Below are 22,872 nucleotides of genomic sequence, written 5' to 3'. Positions count from 1 at the left end.
CGAGCCTAATAGATTTCGAAAAGGTTTTAAAGGGGAATTCTCATGCGATTGCGTAAAACACTTTTATCAGGACTGGTATCAGTTATTTTTTTGAGTGGTTGTTCACTGCTTAATAGTGAAGACGAGATGGCAGTTCTATCGCCTCTACCAAAAGTTACCAATCAATTCACTCCTGATAAAATGTGGAGTGTCTCTGTGGGTAGTGGTGTTGCCGGTTATTATTCTCGTTTACACCCGACTTGGCAGGGTTCGTCAATATTTGCCGCTGATCGTAAAGGTTTGGTGCAGGCAATGGAGGTAAACAGTGGTAAACAAATTTGGCGGGTTAATCTGGCGGAAAAAACTCATTTCCTTGGCAATGATCGATCAGCGATGTTATCGGGAGGCCTAACGGTAGCCGATTCTCATCTCTATGTTGGCAGTGAAGAAGCACGAGTGTATGCGTTGAATACCTCTGATGGCAAGCTCGTTTGGCAAAGTGCTGTCGCTGGTGAAGTCTTATCTCGTCCGGTGGTCAGCGACGATTTACTACTGATCCACACCAGTAATGGTATGTTACAGGCGTTAAACCGGGCGGACGGTACTATTAAATGGACATTGAATTTGGATATGCCATTGCTTTCGTTACGTGGTGAATCAACGCCGACCGTGGCAATGGGTGCTGCTATTGTTGGCGGTGATAATGGTCGTGTCAGTGCCGTGATGATAGAACAAGGCCAGCTAATTTGGCAGCAACACATTTCCCAGATAACGGGTGCTACCGAAATTGATCGCTTGAGTGATGTGGATATGAGTCCGGTGGTGGTGGAGGGTATCGTCTACGCATTGGCCTATAACGGTAATCTGACGGCATTGGATCTGCGTTCGGGGCAAATTTTGTGGCAACGCGAGATGGGGTCAGTCGATGATTTTATCGTCAATATGGGGCGTATTTATTTGGTTGATCAAAATGATCGTATTATGGCACTGCAATCGAATGGTGGTGTTACCGTTTGGAACCAAAGCGATTTATTACATCGCAATCTGACTTCACCGGCCATGTATAACAATTATTTGGTTGTGGGTGACAGTAAAGGATATTTACATTGGCTAAATAAAGAAGATGGTCGTTTTGTGGCACAACAGCAGGTGGATAGCTCTGGTTTTCTCAGTACACCGTTAGTTGTTGATAATAAACTGATTATACAAAGCAAAAACGGCACAGTTTACGCCTTTACCGGTATCCCTGATTGACAGATTATGGATCCCTGACAACATTTACCCTGTGTAAGACCATAAGGCTTCAACAAATGATACCTGTTATCGCGCTAGTTGGGCGCCCAAATGTGGGTAAATCCACGTTATTTAACCGTTTAACACGCACTCGTGATGCATTGGTCGCTGATTTTCCAGGGTTAACACGTGATCGTAAATATGGTCGTGCTGAATTGGAAGGGCATGAGTTTATTGTTATCGATACGGGTGGTATCGATGGCACAGAAGAGGGTGTTGAGACACGAATGGCAGGGCAATCCCTATTGGCGATTGAAGAGGCTGACATCGTATTCTTTATGGTGGATGGTCGATCTGGATTGATCCCTGCGGATAAAGGCATTGCTCAACATTTACGCAACCGAAAAAAAGCGACTTATTTGCTTGTCAATAAAACAGATGGTGTCGATCCTGATAGTGCTATAGCCGATTTTTACTCGTTGGGTCTGGGTGAAATTCATGCGATTGCGGCCTCTCATGGACGTGGTATTATCCAGTTGATAGAACGGGTTATGGCACCGTTTATTACCATTGAAAAACCTGAATCGGCATTGACTGAAGAACAACTTAACGCCTCTTATTGGCTTGAGCAAGAAAAACAGCATCATGAAGAAGAGCCAGAAGACGATTTCAATCCACAGGATTTGCCGATTAAACTGGCTATCGTTGGACGTCCTAATGTAGGTAAATCGACACTCACTAACCGTATTTTGGGTGAGGAAAGAGTGGTGGTGTATGATATGCCAGGTACTACACGTGACAGTATTTATATTCCGATGGTTCGGGGTGAACGTGAATATGTTCTCATTGATACTGCGGGTGTACGTAAACGTGGCAAGGTGACGGAAACCGTTGAAAAATTTTCAGTGATCAAAACATTGAAAGCGATTGAAGATTCTAATGTTGTGCTGCTGGTCATTGATGCTCGTGATGGCATTTCTGATCAGGATCTTTCTTTGCTGGGTTTTATCCTTAACAGTGGTCGCTCGTTGGTGATTGTGGTGAATAAATGGGATGGTATGAAGCCAGAAGATCGTAACCAATTGAAAGATATGCTTAATCTACGTTTAGGTTTTATCGATTTTGCCCGTGTCCATTTTATCTCTGCTTTACGGGGGAGTGGTGTTGGTGATTTGTTCACTTCGGTACAGGAAGCCTATGACTGTTCAACTAAACGGGTTAACACCTCGTTACTGACCCGAATTATGCAGATGGCAGAAGAAGAACATCAGCCGCCGCTGGTTCGTGGTCGCCGTGTGAAACTTAAGTACGCTCATGCCGGGGGCTATAATCCGCCTATTGTAGTGATCCACGGTAATCAAGTGGCAGAGTTAACTGATACATATAAACGTTATTTGATGAACTATTTTCGTCGCTCATTAAAAGTGATGGGGACACCGATCCGCATTCAATTTAAAGAAGGCGATAATCCCTTTGCGGGCAAACGCAATAGCTTAACACCAAACCAAATGCGTAAACGTAAGCGCTTGCAATCACATCTAAAGAAAAAATAACTTGTTTCGACGCATTTTTGGGGTGGTATTAATTTGTGTGACTTCACTTTCTACCCAACCATCTTGCAAGCAAGTAATTAATTTATCACCTGTTTGTACCTGCTGGGTTGTTTTTAATACCGTGCCTGCTGGAGTTTGTGTCACATTATAACCACGTGACAAGGTGGCTAACGGGCTGACGGCTTCCAGTTGGGAACAAGCAATACCAAAACGTTGGCGATAGCAATGCAGTTGGTGTTGTAAGGCTTGTTTAAGGCGATACGATTGCCGTTGTATTTGTTGCTGATAACCATGAATTATCCTTGGTAGTGGCAGCTGTGCTAGGCGTTGTTGTAGCCGATCCATGCGTTGTAACGGCAGGAGAATTTGTCTGGCTACGCCATTCTCCAGCCTGTTTTGTAGCTTGGTTAACAGGTTTTGTTGATGTGCCAACCGTAATTGTGGATGTTGCTGTTGTAGATGATGATTAAGTGTGGTAAATCGCTGATGGCATTGTGCCAGATAATAATCCATCGCCACTTCTATGTGTTGTCGTTGAACTTGTAGTTGGCGTATCAACTCCAACTGGTTACGGCTCACTAATTCAGCGGCAGCCGAAGGGGTTGGTGCACGTAAATCGGCGACAAAATCGGCAATGGTAACATCGGTTTCATGGCCGACGGCACTGACTATCACGATATGGCTATTAAAAATAGCGCGCGCGACCCGTTCATCGTTGAAACTCGATAAATCCTCCAGGGAGCCGCCACCACGACTCAGAATTAACAGGTCACACTCTGCTCTCTGATTAGCGATTTCGATTGCTCTGACAATTTGTAGTGGTGCATCGGTACCTTGCACGGCGGTGGGGTAAATCACCACAGGCAGTGAGGGATCACGACGTTGTAATATTTGTAAAACATCATGTAAAACTGCACCGCTGACAGAAGTAATGACGCCAACTTGCTTAACTGGGCTGGGTAGTCGTCGCTTGTGGTTTTGGTCAAATATTCCTTCGGTGATTAAACGTTGTTTAAGTTGTTCAAATTTGTGTTGTAATACACCCTCACCTGCGCTCTGCATACTCTCGATGATCAGTTGGTACTCACCTCTAGGTTCGTATACGGTGATCGATGCTCTGACAAGTACCTGCTGACCGTTTTGGGGTTTAACAACACTCCGACGATTACAGTTACGGAACATGGCACAACGTACCTGTGCATGATCGTCTTTCAAAGTGAAATACCAGTGACCAGAAGAGGGCTGTGAGAAATTGGAAATTTCGGCACTTAGCCAAATTTGACCTATTTCGACTTCCAACAGTTGCCGCACGCTTTGATTAAGGTGACTGACAGTAAAAATTGACGACATATAAGCGCTAGAGAATTCCAAAGTAAACACCTTCTATACTCATCACCATTTAAAACATTGGAACAATTAGATTATTTAATAGCGCACAACATGATGATTTTTACTGAAAATTGATAATATTTTTCTAAACACAAAAACCAATATCTTCAGGTCAAATGAGTATGTAGGATATTCTGGTTTGATACACTTGGACACTAAAAAGAGTACAAAATTTTTCTGAAAAGATCGGCGGTGAAGAAAAGGCACTAATTCCGCCTGATAAATCACCAATTAATAAATGTTTGTTCGTTTTACAGGCAAAAGAATCCGTAAAATAATTTTTTTGTTGCATAGCGCGTTCACACTGCCTAGAATGCGCTCCACTTGATGCCGGCATAGCTCAGTTGGTAGAGCAACTGACTTGTAATCAGTAGGTCCCGAGTTCGACTCTTGGTGCCGGCACCATTCAGATTCTAAATGTAGGTGGGGTTCCCGAGCGGCCAAAGGGAGCAGACTGTAAATCTGCCGTCATCGACTTCGAAGGTTCGAATCCTTCTCCCACCACCAGATTTGATTTTTCTACTCAGTGCTTCTGCGGGCATCGTATAATGGCTATTACCTCAGCCTTCCAAGCTGATGACGTGGGTTCGATTCCCACTGCCCGCTCCAGATTGTATTATGCCTATTGGTAAGTAGTGCGTAGCGTCGCGCCTCTGCATCAGTCTAGTATCAGCTCCTCCCAATTTTATGTCACTATTGTCCGTGTTTGTCGATCGATTGAAGATGACTGCTCTGTCTTTGTAAGTGTGATACAATCGCCGAAGTTGTTACATTAGGGTTTGTTTGATTTAAAATGACGGGTTGGTTTATGAGTGTGAATATACAAGCTCAAGGTAGCCGTAGCGGTTTAGAAACGATTAAATGGTCTGTTGTTGCCGTATTGTTAATTGTGGCTGTTGTCGGTAATTACTATTACCGTGATGTTACTTTGCCACTGCGTGCGTTGGCAGTACTGGTTATTATCGCGATTGCTGGTGCTGTGGTGTTGGTGACGGTAAAGGGCAAAGCCACTATTGCCTTTGCTCGTGAAGCGCGTACTGAAATGCGTAAGGTGATTTGGCCTACGCGGCAGGAAACACTGCAAACCACCCTGGTTGTTGCTGCAGTAACTACCGTGATGTCGCTGATTCTTTGGGGGCTTGATGGTATTCTTGTCCGTCTGGTATCGTTTATTACTGGCCTGAGGTTTTAAAAAGATGTCCGAAGCACCTAGAAAACGTTGGTACGTCGTTCAGACGTTTGTCGGTCATGAAAAGCGTGTAGCGGTGGCGTTGCGTGAACATATCAAGTTGCACAACTTGGAGGAGCTTTTTGGTGAGATAATCGTGCCAGCAGAAGTAGTCGTCGAGGTACGTCCGGGCGGGCAGCGTGTCAAAAGTGAGAGTAAGCTTTTCCCTGGCTATGTGCTTGTACATATGCAGATGAATGATGCTAGTTGGCACTTAGTAAGGCGCGTAGCTCGAGTGCAGGGGTTCATCGGCGGAACTTCTGATCGTCCTGCGCCTATCAGTGATAAAGAATATAGGAATATAATGTGTCGTCTGGAACAAGTAGGTGATAAACCGCGGCCGAAGGTATTGTTCGAACCAGGTGAATCAGTGCGTGTTAATGACGGTCCCTTTGCCGATTTTAGTGGTATTGTTGAAGAAGTCGAGTATGACAAGAATCGTCTGAAGGTGTCTGTCTCTATCTTCGGTCGTTCTACTCCGGTCGAATTGTGTTTCAATCAAGTTGAAAAAAGTTGATTTTTCCGCCGTATATTGAAGTCTGAGTATTGCTACTGGCGTGGAATTAAAATAAAATTCCGCGCTTTCGTTTCTATTATCTGGTCTTCGCTTTTTATGGTGGAGAATATATCGAGCGTCTTGCTTTTGTTCGGTCGTGACAAGCGAAGTAAGGTGGCACAAGGGAAGCCTTAAATGAGGCGCTACTACCCAAATTGAGGAATGGTAAATGGCTAAAAAAGTACAAGCCTATGTCAAGCTGCAAGTGGCGGCCGGTGCGGCGAATCCGAGCCCGCCAGTAGGGCCAGCTTTGGGGCAGCAGGGTGTTAACATTATGGAGTTTTGCAAAGCGTTTAATGCCAGAACTGAAGGTATTGAAAAGGGCTTGCCTATCCCTGTTGTTATTACTGTGTATTCTGATCGCTCTTTCACGTTTGTTACTAAAACTCCGCCAGCTGCAGTTTTGCTGAAAAAAGCAGCGGGTGTTAAGTCTGGCTCCGGTAAGCCGAACTCAGAAAAAGTAGGTAAGGTGACCAGTGCCCAGATTCTTGAAATCGCACAGACTAAAGCTGCGGATATGACAGGTGCTGATATCGGTGCTATGGTGCGCTCTATTGAAGGTACCGCCCGTTCTATGGGTTTGGTAGTAGAGGGATGATGAAATGGCCAAGCTAACCAAACGTATGCGGATGATCCGTGACAAAGTTGATGTTACCAAAAACTATAGTATTGATGAAGCCTTTGCTCTGCTTAAAGAGCTGGCTGTTGCTAAATTTGTAGAGAGCATGGACGTTGCCGTTAATCTCGGTATTGATGCACGTAAATCTGATCAAAACGTTCGTGGTGCCACTGTTCTACCACATGGTACTGGTCGTTCAATACGTGTTGCTGTATTTGCTCAAGGCGCTGCTGCTGACGCCGCGAAAGATGCAGGTGCTGAACTGGTAGGAATGGATGATTTAGCTGATAAAATCAAAGAAGGTGAAATGGACTTTGACGTCGTCATTGCTTCCCCTGATGCAATGCGTGTTGTTGGTCAATTAGGACAAATTCTGGGTCCACGTGGTCTGATGCCTAACCCTAAAGTTGGCACTGTAACGCCTAATGTTGTAGAAGCGGTGAAAAACGCTAAAGCAGGTCAAGTTCGTTACCGCAATGATAAAAACGGAATTATCCATACCACTATTGGTAAGGCCGACTTTGATACTGCTGCGTTGAGAGAAAATTTAGAATCTTTGGTTGTGGCGCTGAAAAAAGCTAAACCTGCCACGGCGAAGGGTGTTTATATCAAGAAAATTAGTTTGTCCACTACTATGGGTGCAGGTGTTGCTATCGATCAAAGCGATCTGGCTGCTCTGTAATGACGAATTAATTGCTAAGTTGATTAATTGCTAGATCATGTAATTCGGAGCTTGGCCTATCCAAGCCTCCGTCCAAGACCGCAGGTGTATTGAAAAATACTTAATTTCCTGCATAGACGGTGGCAGATTCTCAAGCTTCTTTGCTGAATTCTGCTCGCCGTGTTTAGACGCCTCACTGTCTCAATCTTATTTGTGGTTGGGATGATGTGAGTATACGGGGATATTTTTCCGCTAATCCAGGAGCAAAAAGCTAATGGCATTAAATCTTCAAAAAAAAGAGGAGATCGTTGCTAAAGTCAGGGAAGTAGCCAAAGGAGCGCTTTCTGCGGTTGTTGCCGATTCACGTGGCGTTACCGTAGATAAAATGACTGAACTGCGTAAAGCAGGTCGTGAGGCTGGCGTATATATGCGTGTTGTTCGTAACACCTTGATGCGCCGCGCTGTTCTGGATACTTCATTCGAGTGTTTGAAAGACACCTTCGTTGGTCCAACCTTAATTGCATTTTCCTCTGAGCATCCGGGTGTTGCTGCTCGTTTGTTTAAAGAGTTTGCTAAGGGAAATGCAAAATTTGAGGTTAAAGCTGCAGCCTTTGAAGGCGAGTTAATCCCAGCTACACAGATTGACCGTTTGGCAACCTTACCAACCTACGAAGAAGCAATCTCACGTCTGATGGCAACCATGAAAGAAGCCTCTGCAGGCAAACTGGTTCGTACTCTGGCTGCATTGCGCGATCAGAAAGAAGCGGCTTAATCGCTCCTTCTCCGTGCTGCTTTTTAACGTATAAACTATTTCTGTATTTTAGGAACACTTGTTATGTCTATGAGTAAAGAACAAATTTTGGATGCAATTGCAGAATTAAAAGTAATGGAAATCGTTGAATTGATCTCCGCTATGGAAGAGAAATTTGGTGTTTCTGCTGCTGCTGCTGTGATGGCTGGCCCTGCGGGTCCTGTTGAGGCGGTAGAAGAAAAAACTGAATTTGATGTTGTCATGACCTCTTTTGGGGCAAATAAAGTTGCGGTTATTAAAGCGGTACGTTCTGCAACTGGCTTGGGTTTGAAAGAAGCGAAAGATATGGTAGAAGCTGCTCCAACGACAGTGAAGGAAGCTATCGATAAAAAAGAGGCTGAAGAACTGAAAAAACAGCTTGAAGAGGTGGGTGCTACGGTTGATCTTAAGTAAGCTGAGTTTTTTAGTTTGCAGTCTGGCTTGATAGGCTGACGGCTGGTGATTCTTTGTCATCAGCCTTTTTGCGCTGTTAAGACTGAGCAAAGTTGCATGTTGTTCGTCTTCTGGCTACGCCAATATTTTTTTATCGACGACTTAATATACTGTGTTCTCAGCTACGACCCACTGAGGTAAGCTCGGTAGGCAACACAATGAAATGATTTAAGAGTGGTAGACAAAAATATGACGGAAAATGTTTCGGTGCTACAGTCATAATGGCCAATCGAGAAAATCGATCAAAATCAATAGCGTTGCATGCATTGTCTTTGAACAACGTTCTTAAGACAGAGTGGGTCATGAGATCAGTGAGCTGAGGAACCCTATGGTTTATTCCTATACCGAGAAAAAACGTATTCGTAAAGATTTTGGTAAACGTCCACAAGTACTGGACATACCTTATCTCCTTTCTATCCAGCTTGATTCGTTTCAAAAATTTGTCGAGCAGGATCTGGCAGGACAACACGGCCTAGAAGCAGCATTCCGTTCTGTGTTTCCGATTAAAAGCTATAGCGGCAATTCGGAGTTGCAATATGTTAGCTACCGTCTTGGTGAGCCAGTTTTTGATGTTAAAGAATGCCAAGTCCGTGGTGTAACCTATTCGGCACCCCTGAGGGTTAGACTGCGTCTGGTCATTTATGAGCGGGAAGCCCCGAAGGCACAGTTAAAGATATCAAAGAACAAGAAGTTTACATGGGTGAAATCCCGCTGATGACCGAAAATGGTACCTTTGTGATTAACGGTACTGAGCGGGTTATCGTATCCCAGCTCCATCGCAGTCCGGGTGTATTTTTCGATAGTGATAAGGGAAAAACTCATTCATCGGGTAAAGTGCTGTATAACGCACGTATCATTCCTTATCGTGGTTCATGGCTGGATTTCGAATTCGATCCGAAGGATAACCTGTTTGTTCGTATTGATCGGCGTCGTAAATTACCGGCGACTATCATGCTGCGTGCATTGAATTACACTACACCGGTGATCCTGGATCTCTTTTTTGAAAAGGTCGTATTTGAAATTTGCGATAACAAGTTACAAATGGAATTGATACCAGAGCGTTTACGTGGTGAAACGGCTTCTTTTGATATTGAGGCCAATGGCAAAGTTTATGTCGAGAAAAACCGTCGTATCACCGCGCGTCATATCCGCCAACTTGAAAAAGATGAAATTGATTCTATTAACGTACCGGTTGAATATATTACCGGTAAAGTGGTAGCAAGAGATTATGTTGATCTGAATACCGGCGAAGTGATCTGTGCCGCCAATATGGAGTTGTCAACAGATTTGCTGGCGAAACTAAGTGAGGCAGGTCATAAGCGCATCGAAACGCTATTTACCAATGATTTGGATCACGGTGCTTATATTTCCGAGACCCTACGTGTTGATCCAACCAGTGATCGCTTGGGTGCTTTGGTTGAAGTTTATCGGATGATGCGTCCTGGTGAGCCCCCCACGCGTGAGGCAGCAGAAAACCTGTTCGAAAATCTTTTCTTTTCTGCAGATCGTTATGATTTGTCAGCGGTTGGCCGCATGAAATTCAACCGTTCACTGTCTCGCCCCGAGATTGAAGGTTCGGGTATCTTGAGTGAAGAAGACATCATTGACGTGATGAAAAAGCTTATTGATATTCGTAACGGTAAAGGTGAAGTCGATGATATCGACCACTTGGGCAACCGTCGTATTCGCTCTGTGGGTGAAATGGCTGAAAACCAGTTTCGTGTTGGCCTGGTTCGGGTTGAACGTGCAGTTAAAGAACGCCTTTCTTTGGGGGATCTTGACACACTGATGCCACAGGATATGATTAACGCTAAGCCTATTTCGGCGGCAGTGAAAGAATTCTTTGGCTCCAGCCAACTTTCTCAATTTATGGATCAAAATAATCCGTTGTCTGAGATTACGCATAAACGCCGTATCTCTGCATTGGGTCCAGGTGGTTTGACTCGTGAACGTGCTGGTTTTGAAGTGCGAGATGTACATCCGACTCACTATGGTCGTGTCTGCCCGGTTGAAACGCCGGAAGGCCCGAACATTGGTCTGATTAACTCCCTGTCAGTGTATGCAAGAACTAACGAATATGGCTTTCTGGAAACACCTTATCGTTCCGTAGGCGTCTATATAGGTGAACATAAGGGCGTCAAGCATACCGTACGTTTACGTGATAATCATCTTGTCGATTTAAGTGATGATGAGGCTGCAGGCCTGGACAATGGTAGTATTGTAATAACCAATGAAATTCGCTATCTGTCTGCCATTGAAGAAGGTAACTTCGTTATCGCTCAGGCGAACTCTAATTTAGATGAAAAAAACTGTTTTATAGAAGATTTGGTAACTTGTCGGAGTAAAGGTGAATCCAGTTTGTTTAGCCGCGAACAAGTTGATTATATGGATGTTTCCACTCAACAGGTGGTTTCTGTTGGTGCTTCGCTGATTCCCTTCCTGGAACATGATGATGCTAACCGCGCCTTAATGGGAGCGAACATGCAACGCCAAGCAGTTCCGACTCTGCGCGCTGATAAACCGCTGGTAGGTACAGGTATGGAGCGTGCCGTGGCGGTTGACTCGGGGGTAACTTCGGTGGCAAAACGTGGCGGTGTTGTACAGTATGTTGATGCATCGCGCATTGTTATTAAAGTTAACGAAGACGAAATGCGTCCAGGTGAGGCGGGTATTGATATTTATAACCTGACTAAATACACCCGTTCTAACCAAAACACCTGTATCAACCAAATGCCCTGTGTCAGCTTGGCTGAACCCATCGAGTGTGGCGACGTACTGGCGGATGGCCCTTCTACTGATCTTGGTGAACTGGCGTTAGGGCAGAATATGCGTGTTGCCTTTATGCCTTGGAATGGTTATAACTTCGAAGATTCCATTTTGGTTTCTGAACGTGTCGTGCAAGAAGATCGTTTCACTACCATCCATATTCAGGAATTGGCCTGTGTGTCCCGTGATACCAAATTAGGGCCTGAAGAAATTACTGCTGATATTCCGAATGTGGGTGAAGCTGCCCTTTCCAAATTGGATGAGTCCGGAATTGTATATATCGGTGCTGAAGTCACTGGTGGTGACATTTTGGTGGGTAAGGTAACACCGAAAGGTGAAACTCAGTTGACGCCGGAAGAAAAATTGTTGCGTGCTATCTTCGGTGAAAAAGCGTCTGATGTGAAAGATTCTTCTCTACGGGTACCAAATGGTGTTTCTGGTACGGTTATCGATGTGCAGGTCTTTACGCGCGATGGTGTAGAAAAAGATAAACGCGCATTAGGAATTGAAGAAATGCAACTCAAGCAAGCGAAAAAAGACCTGACGGAAGAATTGCAAATCTTCGAAGCTGGTTTATTTGCTCGTATCCGCGCGGTACTGGTTGCCGGTGGCATAGAGGTTGACAAGTTGAATAAGTTGCCACGTGAGCGTTGGTTGGAACTTGGCTTGAGCGACGAAGAGAAACAAAATCAGCTGGAGCAGTTGGCTGAGCAGTACGATGAAATGAAATCCGAATTCGAAAAGAAACTGGATGGTAAACGGCGTAAAATTACCCAAGGTGATGATCTCGCGCCCGGTGTGCTAAAAATTGTTAAGGTTTATTTGGCGGTTAAACGTCAAATACAGCCGGGTGATAAAATGGCAGGTCGTCATGGTAATAAGGGAGTTATTTCTAAGATTAACCCGGTTGAAGATATGCCTTACGATGAAAAGGGTACGCCGATTGACATCGTACTTAACCCGCTCGGTGTGCCTTCACGTATGAACATCGGTCAGATTTTGGAAACACATTTAGGCATGGCCGCGAAAGGTATTGGTGAGAAGATTAATGCCATGCTCAAAACGCGTGAAAAAGCGGCTAATTTACGTGAATTTATCCAGAAGGCTTATGATCTCGGCGATCACGTGTGTCAAAAAATTGATCTGAGTACTTTTTCTGATAGCGAAATATTACGTTTGGCGGAGAACCTGAAAAAAGGTTTGCCTATTGCTTCACCGGTTTTCGACGGTGCAACCGAAAAAGAGATAAAAGCATTGTTAGAGTTGGGTGATCTGCCGACTTCAGGTCAGATTACTTTGTATGACGGTTGCACAGGTGAAAAATTCGAGAGAAAGGTTACCGTCGGCTATATGTACATGCTAAAACTGAACCACTTGGTTGATGATAAAATGCACGCGCGTTCTACCGGTTCTTATAGCCTGGTTACTCAGCAGCCGCTGGGTGGTAAGGCTCAGTTCGGTGGTCAACGCTTCGGTGAGATGGAAGTGTGGGCGTTGGAAGCTTATGGTGCTGCGTACACATTGCGTGAAATGCTTACCGTTAAGTCTGATGATGTCAACGGCCGAACCAAGATGTATAAAAACATCGTGGATGGCGACCACCGTATGGAGCCAGGTATGCCGGAGTCCTTCAACGTATTGTTGAAAGAAATCCGCTCACTGGGTATCAATATTGAGTTGGAAGAAGAGTAAATTTTCTCCAAGGCGGCAAACTCTCAGAGCCGGGGGTTTGTCGGTGTTCGCATTGGTCACAGGGCTATTTAAACGTAGGTTTGAGTAGCCAACAGATCTAACTCCGACAGGAGCCAATCCCGTGAAAGACTTATTAAAGTTTTTAAAAGCACAAGCTAAAACTGAAGAATTTGATGCCATTAAGATTTCCTTGGCATCGCCAGACATGATCCATTCGTGGTCGTTCGGTGAAGTTAAAAAACCGGAAACCATTAACTATCGTACGTTCAAACCAGAACGTGACGGCCTTTTCTGCGCCCGTATTTTCGGTCCAGTGAAAGATTACGAGTGCCTTTGTGGTAAATACAAGCGTTTAAAACACCGTGGTGTCATTTGTGAGAAATGTGGTGTTGAAGTGACCCAAACTAAAGTGCGCCGGGAGCGTATGGGGCATATCGAGCTGGCTTCTCCCACCGCACACATTTGGTTCTTGAAATCGCTACCCTCGCGCATCGGCTTGTTACTCGATATGCCACTACGTGATATCGAACGCGTACTCTACTTTGAATCTTATGTCGTTGTTGAAGGCGGAATGACCAATCTGGAACACCGTCAAATATTGACTGAAGAACAGTATCTCGATGCGTTGGAAGAATTTGGCGATGAATTCGATGCGAAGATGGGTGCCGAAGCTATCCAGGCTCTGTTGAAAAATATGAATCTGGAAGCCGAATGCGAGAAACTTCACGAAGAACTTAACGAAACCAATTCTGAGACCAAACGTAAGAAACTGACTAAACGTATTAAGCTGTTAGAAGCATTTATCCAGTCAGGTAACAAGCCAGAGTGGATGATACTGACCGTGTTGCCGGTGTTACCTCCCGACCTGCGTCCGTTAGTGCCTTTGGATGGTGGTCGTTTTGCGACTTCTGATTTAAACGATCTCTATCGTCGTGTGATCAACCGTAATAACCGCCTGAAACGTCTGTTGGATCTTGCAGCGCCTGACATTATCGTACGTAATGAAAAACGGATGTTGCAAGAAGCGGTTGATGCCCTGCTGGATAATGGTCGTCGTGGTCGTGCTATTACTGGATCGAATAAGCGTCCGTTGAAATCTTTGGCTGATATGATCAAAGGTAAACAAGGTCGTTTCCGGCAAAACTTACTAGGTAAACGTGTTGATTATTCCGGTCGCTCGGTTATCACGGTAGGCCCACGCCTGCGTCTGCATCAGTGCGGTTTACCGAAGAAAATGGCGCTTGAACTGTTCAAACCTTTTATTTATGGCAAGTTAGAGTTGCGTGGTTTAGCGACGACGATTAAAGCGGCCAAAAAGATGGTGGAACGCGAGGAAGCTGTGGTATGGGATATCCTAGATGAGGTTATCCGTGAACATCCTGTGCTACTAAACCGAGCACCCACACTGCACCGTTTAGGGATCCAGGCGTTTGAACCGGTTCTGATTGAAGGTAAAGCTATCCAACTGCATCCGTTGGTGTGTGCGGCTTATAATGCCGACTTCGATGGTGATCAGATGGCTGTACACGTACCCTTGACACTGGAAGCTCAGTTGGAAGCCCGTGCGTTGATGATGTCGACTAATAACATCTTGTCACCGGCGAACGGCGAACCCATCATCGTTCCTTCGCAGGATGTTGTTTTGGGGCTGTACTACATGACCCGTGATTGTGTTAACGCCAAAGGCGAAGGCATGTTACTGACGGGGCCGAAAGAAGCAGAGCGTGTGTACCGTATGGGGCTGGCTTCACTACATGCGAGGGTGAAAGTCCGTATTTCTGAAGAGGTACGTAACACTGAAGGCGAAACCCTTAACCAAACTAGTATTGTCGATACGACCATTGGTCGTGCCATTTTGTGGATGATTGTTCCGAAAGGTTTGCCATATTCTATCGTTAATCAGCCGCTAGGCAAAAAAGCCATTTCTAGGATGTTAAACACTTGCTATCGCATCATGGGACTGAAACCAACGGTTATTTTTGCTGACCAAATCATGTACACCGGTTTTGCTTATGCCGCACGTTCAGGTGCGTCGGTTGGTATCGATGATATGGTCATTCCACAGAAAAAAGAAGAGATCATCAAAGAAGCGGAAACCGAGGTTGCTGAGATCCAAGAACAATTCCAGTCAGGTCTTGTTACTGCTGGTGAACGTTACAACAAGGTGATTGATATTTGGGCAGCGGCTAACGAACGTGTCGCTAAGGCGATGATGGAAAACTTGTCAGTCGAAAAGGTTTGCAATCGTCAGGGTGAATGGGAAAAACAAGTTTCCTTCAACAGTATTTTTATGATGGCGGATTCCGGTGCGCGTGGTTCTGCAGCGCAAATCCGTCAGTTGGCTGGTATGCGTGGTTTAATGGCGAAACCTGACGGTTCTATCATTGAGACGCCTATCACGGCTAACTTCCGTGAAGGTTTGAACGTACTGCAATACTTCATTTCAACTCACGGTGCACGTAAAGGTTTGGCGGATACCGCATTGAAAACGGCAAACTCTGGTTATCTGACCCGTCGTTTGGTTGACGTGGCACAGGATCTGGTAGTGACCGAAGATGACTGTGGTACTCGCGATGGTATTGTGATGATACCGGTTATTGAAGGTGGTGATGTTAAAGAGCCGTTGCGTGAACGTGTATTGGGTCGTGTGACCGCAGAGGAAATCCTTAAGCCGGGTACGGCTGATATTCTGGTGCCGCGTAACACTTTGTTAAACGAAAAATGGTGTGATCTGTTAGAAGAAAACTCGGTTGACAGTGTTAAGGTACGCTCCGTAGTAAGTTGTGAAACTGATTTTGGTGTTTGTGCTAATTGCTATGGTCGTGATCTGGCGCGTGGTCACATTATTAATAAAGGTGAGGCGGTAGGTGTTATCGCTGCGCAGTCCATCGGTGAGCCGGGTACCCAGCTTACCATGCGTACCTTCCATATTGGTGGTGCGGCATCGCGTGCTGCGGCAGAATCGAGCATTCAGGTTAAGAGCAAAGGTAAGTTAAAACTCAGTAACGTTAAATGCGTTACTAACGGTGTGGGTAAACTGGTTATTATTTCACGTAATACTGAGCTTAAACTGATCGATGAATTCGGCCGTACCAAGGAAAGCTACAAAGTTCCCTACGGTGCGGTGATGGGCAAAGGTGATGGAGCCGAAGTTAATGGCGGCGAAACAGTCGCTAACTGGGATCCGCATACTATGCCAGTGGTCACTGAAGTCGGTGGTTTCATTCGCTTCACTGATATGGTTGATGGTCAGACTATTACTCGTCAGACTGATGATCTGACTGGCTTGTCTTCTCTGGTGATACTCGATAGTGCAGAGCGTACTGGTGGTGGTAAAGACCAACGTCCGGCGTTAAAAATCGTTGATGCCAAAGGTGAAGATGTCTTGATCCCAGGGACGGATATCCCTGCGCAATACTTTTTGCCGGGTAAAGCCATTGTCCAATTGGAAGATGGTGTTCAGATCGGTGCGGGAGACACTCTGGCACGTATTCCACAAGAATCCGGTGGTACTAAAGATATCACTGGTGGCTTGCCGCGGGTTGCTGATTTGTTTGAAGCACGTCGCCCGAAAGAACCTGCTATTCTGGCTGAAATCAGTGGAATTATCTCGTTTGGTAAGGAAACTAAAGGAAAACGTCGTCTAGTGATCTCACCTTTGGATGGTAGTGACGCTTATGAAGAGATGATCCCCAAATGGCGCCAACTCAACGTATTCGAAGGTGAAGTAGTAGAATGCGGTGATGTCGTCTCCGATGGCCCAGAATCGCCACACGATATTTTGCGCCTGCGTGGTGTGCATGCGGTAACACGTTACATTACTAATGAAGTGCAGGAAGTGTACCGTCTCCAGGGTGTTAAGATTAACGATAAACATATTGAGGTTATCGTTCGTCAAATGTTGCGTAAAGGCACTATCGTTAGCGCCGGGGGAACTGACTTTCTGGAAGGCGAACAGGCAGAAATGTCGCGTGTTAAAATCGCTAACCGCCAGTTGGCAACTGAAGGTAAGATCGAGGCGACTTATACCCGTGATCTATTGGGTATCACCAAGTCCTCTTTGGCGACAGAGTCCTTTATTTCTGCGGCTTCGTTCCAGGAAACCACGAGGGTATTAACCGAAGCGGCGGTAGCAGGTAAGCGTGATGAACTGCGTGGTTTAAAAGAAAATGTGATCGTAGGTCGATTGATCCCAGCCGGCACCGGTTACGCTTATCATCAGGAACGTATGCGTGGCCGTCTGCAAGGAGAAAAGTCGCTTGTACAGCCGGTGAGTGAAGATGAGGCGACAGCGAATTTTGCTGAGTTACTTAATGCGGGTTTTGCTAACAAGAAAGAGTAACAGGTTTTTTTAGGTAATATATTGATCGTTCTGTAGTATTTGAAAGAAATTATAAATAATTGATAATCAGGTTTCAACAATGTTGGAACCTGATTTTTTTTGTTTAATAATAAATTTCGTATTTTAATATGATAGAAAATAAAAAAATATTTTGTGCAAATTTGCCTTTTACATATTACTAGCTAAACTTCCAATTACTGTGAACTAATAATAATACAGTGAAAATTTTATATTAGATTATTTCATCAATCTAATTCCCCTAATTTTTATCTTAAAAAAATAAATCTATCTATTTGTTTTATAATATTTAGATAGAATTAATATTATATGATACTTGGAGGTATATTAAAATTAAGTTTTTTCTGAAACTTTGATTAGGCAGTAGCTATATTCTAATCTCGTTATATTCGTTTAATCGTTTTATAAAGTGAGGGAATAATTATTTAGTAAGGATAATTATTTATTATACTTTGTCTTAATCTATTTATATGACATCGACAAGAATGTAAATCCTACATAGCATTTTATTGTGATGAACATAAGAAATTAGTCGTTATCCCAAGTAAAAAATAATGTTTATAGAGTGAAATAAAGTCCAATGAACAGAATATATAAAATAGTTTGGCATGGCTCTTTAGGCTGTTGGATAGCTGCTTCAGAACTGGCAAAAGCGTCGGGAAAGAAAGGCAAAAAAAAATTGTGGGTTTATAGGTTAATTATTGGTCTTTTTCTATCCGGCATAGTATTTGGTAGTTACGCTGCAAATTCTGGACAGAGGATTGAGGCTGCAAATGGAGCATTGGTAATTGATGGAGGGGTGCCCGAGAGTGCAAGCACAAAAACTGATGCAACGGGTCATATGGGTAAAGGTGGGGCGCAAGGGAAGACGCTTGCTGGCGTTGCGATTGGTTCAAGAGCTCAGGGTTATTTTGGCAGTGTTGCCATTGGTGACGACCCGAGTGCTAATTCTGTATATGGTGTGGCAATAGGTTCAGGAGTGTCGATTGATCGCAGAGGTAGTGGTGACGCTGATAGTGATGTGGGTAGAACTTTTGGTGATAAGGATACAAAAGGGCCATCGGAGCGTGCTGTTTCAATAGGAAGTGGGGTATGGGTAAAGCAATCGTTCGGGGGTATTAGTGTTGGTAATGAAGCCAGTGTCAATAACTCGACGAAGGGTATTGCCATAGGTAATGGTGCTAAGGTTGATAGCTCCGTAGGTTCTGTTGCCATAGGTAGTGAAGCCAGAGTTGATGGCTTCGCAAATTCTGTTGCTCTTGGTAGTGGTTCAATCGTTCATCAAGACAAAACGGTATCGATAGGAACTCTAACCAATCCACGTAAATTAACCAGCCTTGCTAAGGGAACCGTGAGCAACAGTAGTACGGAGGCCGTCAACGGTAGTCAATTTTTTCAGCTTGAGCAAGAAGTGACGAAAAATGCTAATAGTATTAGAACTCATAGATCTGAAGTCGATAGTGGATTATTCGGCATAGTACAACAGGATGTGATCACTCAGGAGATTACGGTAGCTGGGAGGAAAACAGGAAGACAAGTCTCGCTTCTAGGTACGTCGGGAACTCGTAAGTTAACCGGTGTCATGGAAGGTATATTAAACGCTAACAGCAGTGACGCTGTTAACGGCAGTCAGCTGTTTGCCACTAACGGAGAAGTGACGAAAAATACCAGAAGCATTACACAAAATGCTGCTGACGTAAGTACATTGACCACTAACATCAATGCGGGGTCGGTCGGCTTGGTGAGGCAAAATCCATCAAGCAAAGCCGTCACTGTCGCCGCTACCAGTGCAGGAAATCAAATTTCTTTTGCTGGTACAGCAGGATCACGGATGTTAACCGGTGTTGGGGAGGGTGTGTTAAGCGTGAGTAGCACTGATGCGGTTAACGGCAGTCAGCTTTTTTCTACTAACACCGCCGTTACCATTAATACTGAAGGGATTGAGAGAAATACCCTTGAAGTGAAAAAAAACACAGCTAGAAGTAGGACCAATTCCGATACGATTTTGGACAATGCTAGCAGTATTAGGCTAAATAATGATGCTGTCAGCCAGCTAAAGGTAGATATCGGCAAAGGAGCGATTGGTTTGGTGCAGCAAACTCCGGTGACAGGGGTTATCACTGTAGCGGCCGACAGTGGAGGAGATAACATCTCATTAAAGGGAAAAACAGGGGAGCGCAGATTGAGTGGCATTAAGGCAGGCGAGTTAAGCACCGTTAGCACTGATGCTGTCAGCGGCAGCCAGCTTTTTGCTACTGACACCAATGTGACGGGAAATCTCAATAATATTAGAAGATTGATCAGTAACCTTCATCAGGGAGCGATTGGTTTAGTACAACAGGATGGTACTACTAAGGTCGTCACTGTTGCAGCTACTCAAGCAGGAAATCAGGTTTCTTTTGCTGGTAGCGCAGGGACACGCAAATTAACGGGTGTTACACAAGGCGACATAACGGCAGATAGCAGCGATGCCATCAATGGTGCTCAACTTTTTACTACTAATAAAAATATTGTGAAAAATAGTGATGATATTGCAAAAAGCACTAAAGATATCGTAGAGAGTGCGCAAAAAATTACCGAAAATGTAAATACTATCAGTAAATTGACCCGTGATATTAGTCAAGGAACTATCGGATTAGTACTACAGGATCCATCAAGCAAAGCGATTACCGTCGCGGCGGATAGTGCAGGAACACAAATTTCTTTTACGAGTAACACTGGAGCCGCTCGCACATTAAGCGGTATAAAAGCGGGTACGTTAAGTATCAGTAGCAGCGATGCGGTCAACGGTGCCCAGCTTTTTGCTACCAATGAGAATGTGACGAGAAATGTCCGAGATATCGGGGAAGGCGCGAAGAAGATAACGGAAAATGCGGCGGCGGTGAGTACACTGACTAACAATATAAGCCAAGGAGCCATTGGATTAGTGCGACAGGACCCGTTAAGCAACGTGATTACTATCGCGGCGGACAGAGCAGGTGAGCAGGTGTCTTTTGCCGGTAATGCAGGGGTGGCACGTAGGTTAAACGGCCTAAAATCCGCTGAGTTAAGCACGAGCAGTAGTGATGCGGTCAACGGTGCTCAGCTTTTTGCTACTAATGAAAATGTTGCAAAAAATAGTCAAAGTGTTGCAAAAAATATCAGTGACATCACGCAACATGAAGGAAAGATCGCACAAAACAGTGCCGATATTCGGTCGAATGCGAGTGGTATAACGCAAAATGCCGACAAAATCACGCAACATGAAGGAAAGACTGCACAAAATAGCGCCGATATTCGGTCGAATGCGAGTGGTATAACGCAAAATGCTGACAAAATCACGCAACATGAAGGAAAAATCGCACAAAACAGTGCTGATATTCGGTTGAATACGAGTGGTGTAACGCAAAATGCTGACAAAATCACGCAACATGAAGGAAAGATCGCGCAAAACAGCGCCGATATTCGGTCGAATACGAGTGGTATAACGCAGAATGCTGACAAAATCACGCAACATGCAGGAAAGATCGCGCAAAACAGTGCCGATATTCGGTCGAATACGAGTGGTATAACGCAGAATGCTGACAAAATCACGCAACATGCAGGAAAGATCGCACAAAATAGCACCGATATTCGATTGAATGCGAGTGGTATAACGCAAAATGCTGACAAAATCACACAACATGAAGGAAAGATTGCGCAAAATAGCACTGATATTCGATTGAATGCAAGTGGTATAACGCAAAATGCTGACAAAATCACACAACATGAAGGAAAGATTGCGCAAAATAGCACCGATATTCGGTCGAATACAAGCGGTATAACGCAAAATACTGGCGAGATTAGAACTTTGACTAACAATATTAGTCAGGGATCTATCGGTTTGGTACAGCAAGACACTCCTACCAATACTATCACTGTGGCTGCCACAAACTCAGGTGATAAAGTTTCCATCGTTGGTACGTCAGGTGTGCGCACCTTAAACGGCTTAAAAGATGGTGAATTAAGTGCTAGTAGTAGCGATGCGGTTAACGGCAGTCAGCTTTTTGCCACTAATACGGATATTGCGAAAAATGCTGACGATATCAACAAATTTAGCAACAGTGTTATAAAAGGGGCAAGTGGTTTGGTGCGGCAAAAATCGCCGACGGATATTATCACTGTAGCGAGTGAAAGTGCCGGAGATCAGGTTTCTCTGGCAGGTAAAACAGGATCTCGTAAATTAAGCGATTTAAAAGACGGTGTGTTGAGTATAGATAGTAGCGATGCTGTCAATGGCAGTCAGCTTTTTACTGTTAATCAAAATGTGGCGAAAAATACTGGAAACATTGTGCAAAATGCTGCTGATATTGTCGAAAATGCTGGCAAAATTGTGCAAAATTCTGAAAGTATCAGCAAATTGACTACTGATATTAGTGAAGGCGTGGTCGGTCTGGTACAGCAAAATTCGCCTATAGCGACTATCACTGTCGCTGCTATGAAAGGTGGAGAACAGATTTCCTTTGCAGGTCAAAGCGGATCACGCATTTTAACCCGTGTCAAACGGGGTGCGCTAAGTACGACTAGTACAGATGCCATCAATGGTAGCCAATTGCTGACGACCAATAATGAAGTCGAAAAAAATGCCGATGGTATCGAGCAATTGCGGGAAGAAATTATGAACGGATCGATCGGCCTATTACTAGATAATCCGAAACATGGTGGCTGGTCAACAGACTCCAATAGTACAAGGAAAACGAGAAGTATCACCTTGGCGGCGGGACACGTAGCAGAAGAAGTTTCCATTGAGGGTAAAAATGGAGAGCGTAGATTAATCGGTGTTGCGCCGGGTGAGCTAAGCCCAACCAGTGTGGATGCGGTCAACGGCAGTCAGCTTCTCAAAACGAATAACGAATTGATGCAAAATGCCAACAATATTGCCGCTATTGCCAACAGCTTCGGTGGCGGTGCGATGATTGATCCGACAGAGGACAAGTTTGTTTCCCCAAGTTATATCGTACAAAATAGGGAGGTCAACAACGTTGGGGATGCGCTCTCAATGCTAAATGATGTGGTGGTTCTAAATAGTAGCGACATTGCTGCATTGAAAGCAGGTAGAAATAAATATCCGTCTAATACTATGACTCAGCTAGTACGTGAGGATGCGAGTAGCAAAAAGATCACAGTAGGAAAACTGACTGGAGGAAAGTCAGTTGACATTACGGGAACAGAAGGGGTTCGTAGGATCAGTGGTGTTAAGGCGGGTGTGGCGGATAACGATGCGGTGAACCTTGAGCAATTGAATAAGACGTTGGCTGACATGCGATCCGCTAATGACCATTCAGTAAATCGGGCAATTAAAAAATTGGATAATCGCCTTGATCAGGTAAAAAATAAACTTACTGCGGGCATCGCTTCATCTATGGCAATGGCCGGGATCCCACAGGCATATGTACCGGATTCCAGTTTGCTAGGTGCTGCGGTTGCCAGCTATCGTGGCGGATCTGCGATTGCCATTGGAGTTTCTACCGTTTCTGAAAGTGGTAAATGGATAACGAAACTACAGAGCAGTAATAACACGCAAAAAGATTTTGGTGTCTCTTTGGGGATAGGTTATCAATGGTAAACACGGTTT

The 22,872-nt window shown here is 44.6% G+C and carries 11 protein-coding genes, 3 tRNA genes and 2 pseudogenes; 15 read left to right on the top strand and 1 reads right to left on the bottom strand.

The genetic code is table 11. The features are described from left to right. Positions 1-42 precede the first annotated feature (42 nt). Entirely contained in the window at positions 43-1,233 is a 1,191-nt protein-coding gene (gene bamB, locus CCS41_RS10545) for an outer membrane protein assembly factor BamB (protein WP_072550092.1), read from the top strand. A 56-nt stretch (positions 1,234-1,289) separates the two neighbouring features. Beyond that, complete coding sequence (gene der / locus CCS41_RS10540) at positions 1,290-2,765, top strand: ribosome biogenesis GTPase Der (protein ID WP_072550091.1); 1,476 nt, start codon at positions 1,290-1,292, stop codon at positions 2,763-2,765. Here the strand turns inward: der and xseA are convergent. Beyond that, on the bottom strand, positions 2,751-4,115 hold the full coding sequence (gene xseA / locus CCS41_RS10535; protein WP_072550090.1) for an exodeoxyribonuclease VII large subunit: 1,365 nt from the start codon (positions 4,113-4,115) through the stop codon (positions 2,751-2,753). The genes der and xseA overlap by 15 nt on opposite strands. A gap of 368 nt (positions 4,116-4,483) precedes the next feature. Between xseA and CCS41_RS10525 the strand changes: the two genes are divergently transcribed. From CCS41_RS10525 to CCS41_RS10465, 13 genes and pseudogenes are all read left to right on the top strand, one after another. Beyond that, positions 4,484-4,559: transfer RNA gene (locus CCS41_RS10525), tRNA-Thr, on the top strand. Between the two features lie 17 nt (positions 4,560-4,576). Beyond that, positions 4,577-4,661, top strand: a tRNA-Tyr gene (locus tag CCS41_RS10520). A gap of 27 nt (positions 4,662-4,688) precedes the next feature. Then, positions 4,689-4,763, top strand: a tRNA-Gly gene (locus tag CCS41_RS10515). Positions 4,764-4,962: 199 nt separating this feature from the next. After that, on the top strand, positions 4,963-5,346 hold the full coding sequence (gene secE / locus CCS41_RS10510) for a preprotein translocase subunit SecE (RefSeq protein WP_072550117.1): 384 nt from the start codon (positions 4,963-4,965) through the stop codon (positions 5,344-5,346). A 4-nt stretch (positions 5,347-5,350) separates the two neighbouring features. After that, positions 5,351-5,899 carry a transcription termination/antitermination protein NusG gene (gene nusG / locus CCS41_RS10505; RefSeq protein ID WP_072550088.1) on the top strand — a complete coding sequence of 183 codons (549 nt, stop codon included), beginning with the start codon at positions 5,351-5,353 and terminating at the stop codon, positions 5,897-5,899. Positions 5,900-6,107: 208 nt separating this feature from the next. Further along, positions 6,108-6,536 carry a 50S ribosomal protein L11 gene (gene rplK, locus CCS41_RS10500; RefSeq protein WP_072550087.1) on the top strand — a complete coding sequence of 143 codons (429 nt, stop codon included), beginning with the start codon at positions 6,108-6,110 and terminating at the stop codon, positions 6,534-6,536. Between the two features lie 4 nt (positions 6,537-6,540). Continuing rightward, a complete protein-coding gene (rplA, locus tag CCS41_RS10495; protein WP_072550086.1) occupies positions 6,541-7,239 on the top strand; it encodes a 50S ribosomal protein L1 in 699 nt (232 codons plus the stop codon). Between the two features lie 253 nt (positions 7,240-7,492). After that, positions 7,493-7,990, top strand: coding sequence for a 50S ribosomal protein L10 (gene rplJ / locus CCS41_RS10485; RefSeq protein ID WP_072550085.1), 498 nt, complete (start codon positions 7,493-7,495; stop codon positions 7,988-7,990). Between the two features lie 63 nt (positions 7,991-8,053). Continuing rightward, positions 8,054-8,422 carry a 50S ribosomal protein L7/L12 gene (gene rplL, locus CCS41_RS10480; RefSeq protein WP_072550084.1) on the top strand — a complete coding sequence of 123 codons (369 nt, stop codon included), beginning with the start codon at positions 8,054-8,056 and terminating at the stop codon, positions 8,420-8,422. A 367-nt stretch (positions 8,423-8,789) separates the two neighbouring features. Beyond that, positions 8,790-12,919: pseudogene (gene rpoB, locus CCS41_RS10475) on the top strand (DNA-directed RNA polymerase subunit beta). A 121-nt stretch (positions 12,920-13,040) separates the two neighbouring features. After that, a complete protein-coding gene (gene rpoC, locus CCS41_RS10470; protein WP_072550082.1) occupies positions 13,041-17,261 on the top strand; it encodes a DNA-directed RNA polymerase subunit beta' in 4,221 nt (1,406 codons plus the stop codon). Positions 17,262-17,859: 598 nt separating this feature from the next. Next, positions 17,860-17,943, top strand: a pseudogene (locus CCS41_RS17770) (ESPR domain-containing protein); the annotation flags it as partial. 135 nt (positions 17,944-18,078) lie between these two features. Continuing rightward, complete coding sequence (locus tag CCS41_RS10465; RefSeq protein ID WP_240313749.1) at positions 18,079-22,863, top strand: YadA-like family protein; 4,785 nt, start codon at positions 18,079-18,081, stop codon at positions 22,861-22,863. Positions 22,864-22,872 lie beyond the last annotated feature (9 nt).

This window comes from Candidatus Fukatsuia symbiotica (assembly GCF_003122425.1).
Classification (GTDB): Bacteria; Pseudomonadota; Gammaproteobacteria; order Enterobacterales; family Enterobacteriaceae; genus Fukatsuia; species Fukatsuia symbiotica.
Note: the sequence above shows the minus strand (reverse complement) of the source record. Positions and strands in the feature narration are given on the sequence as shown.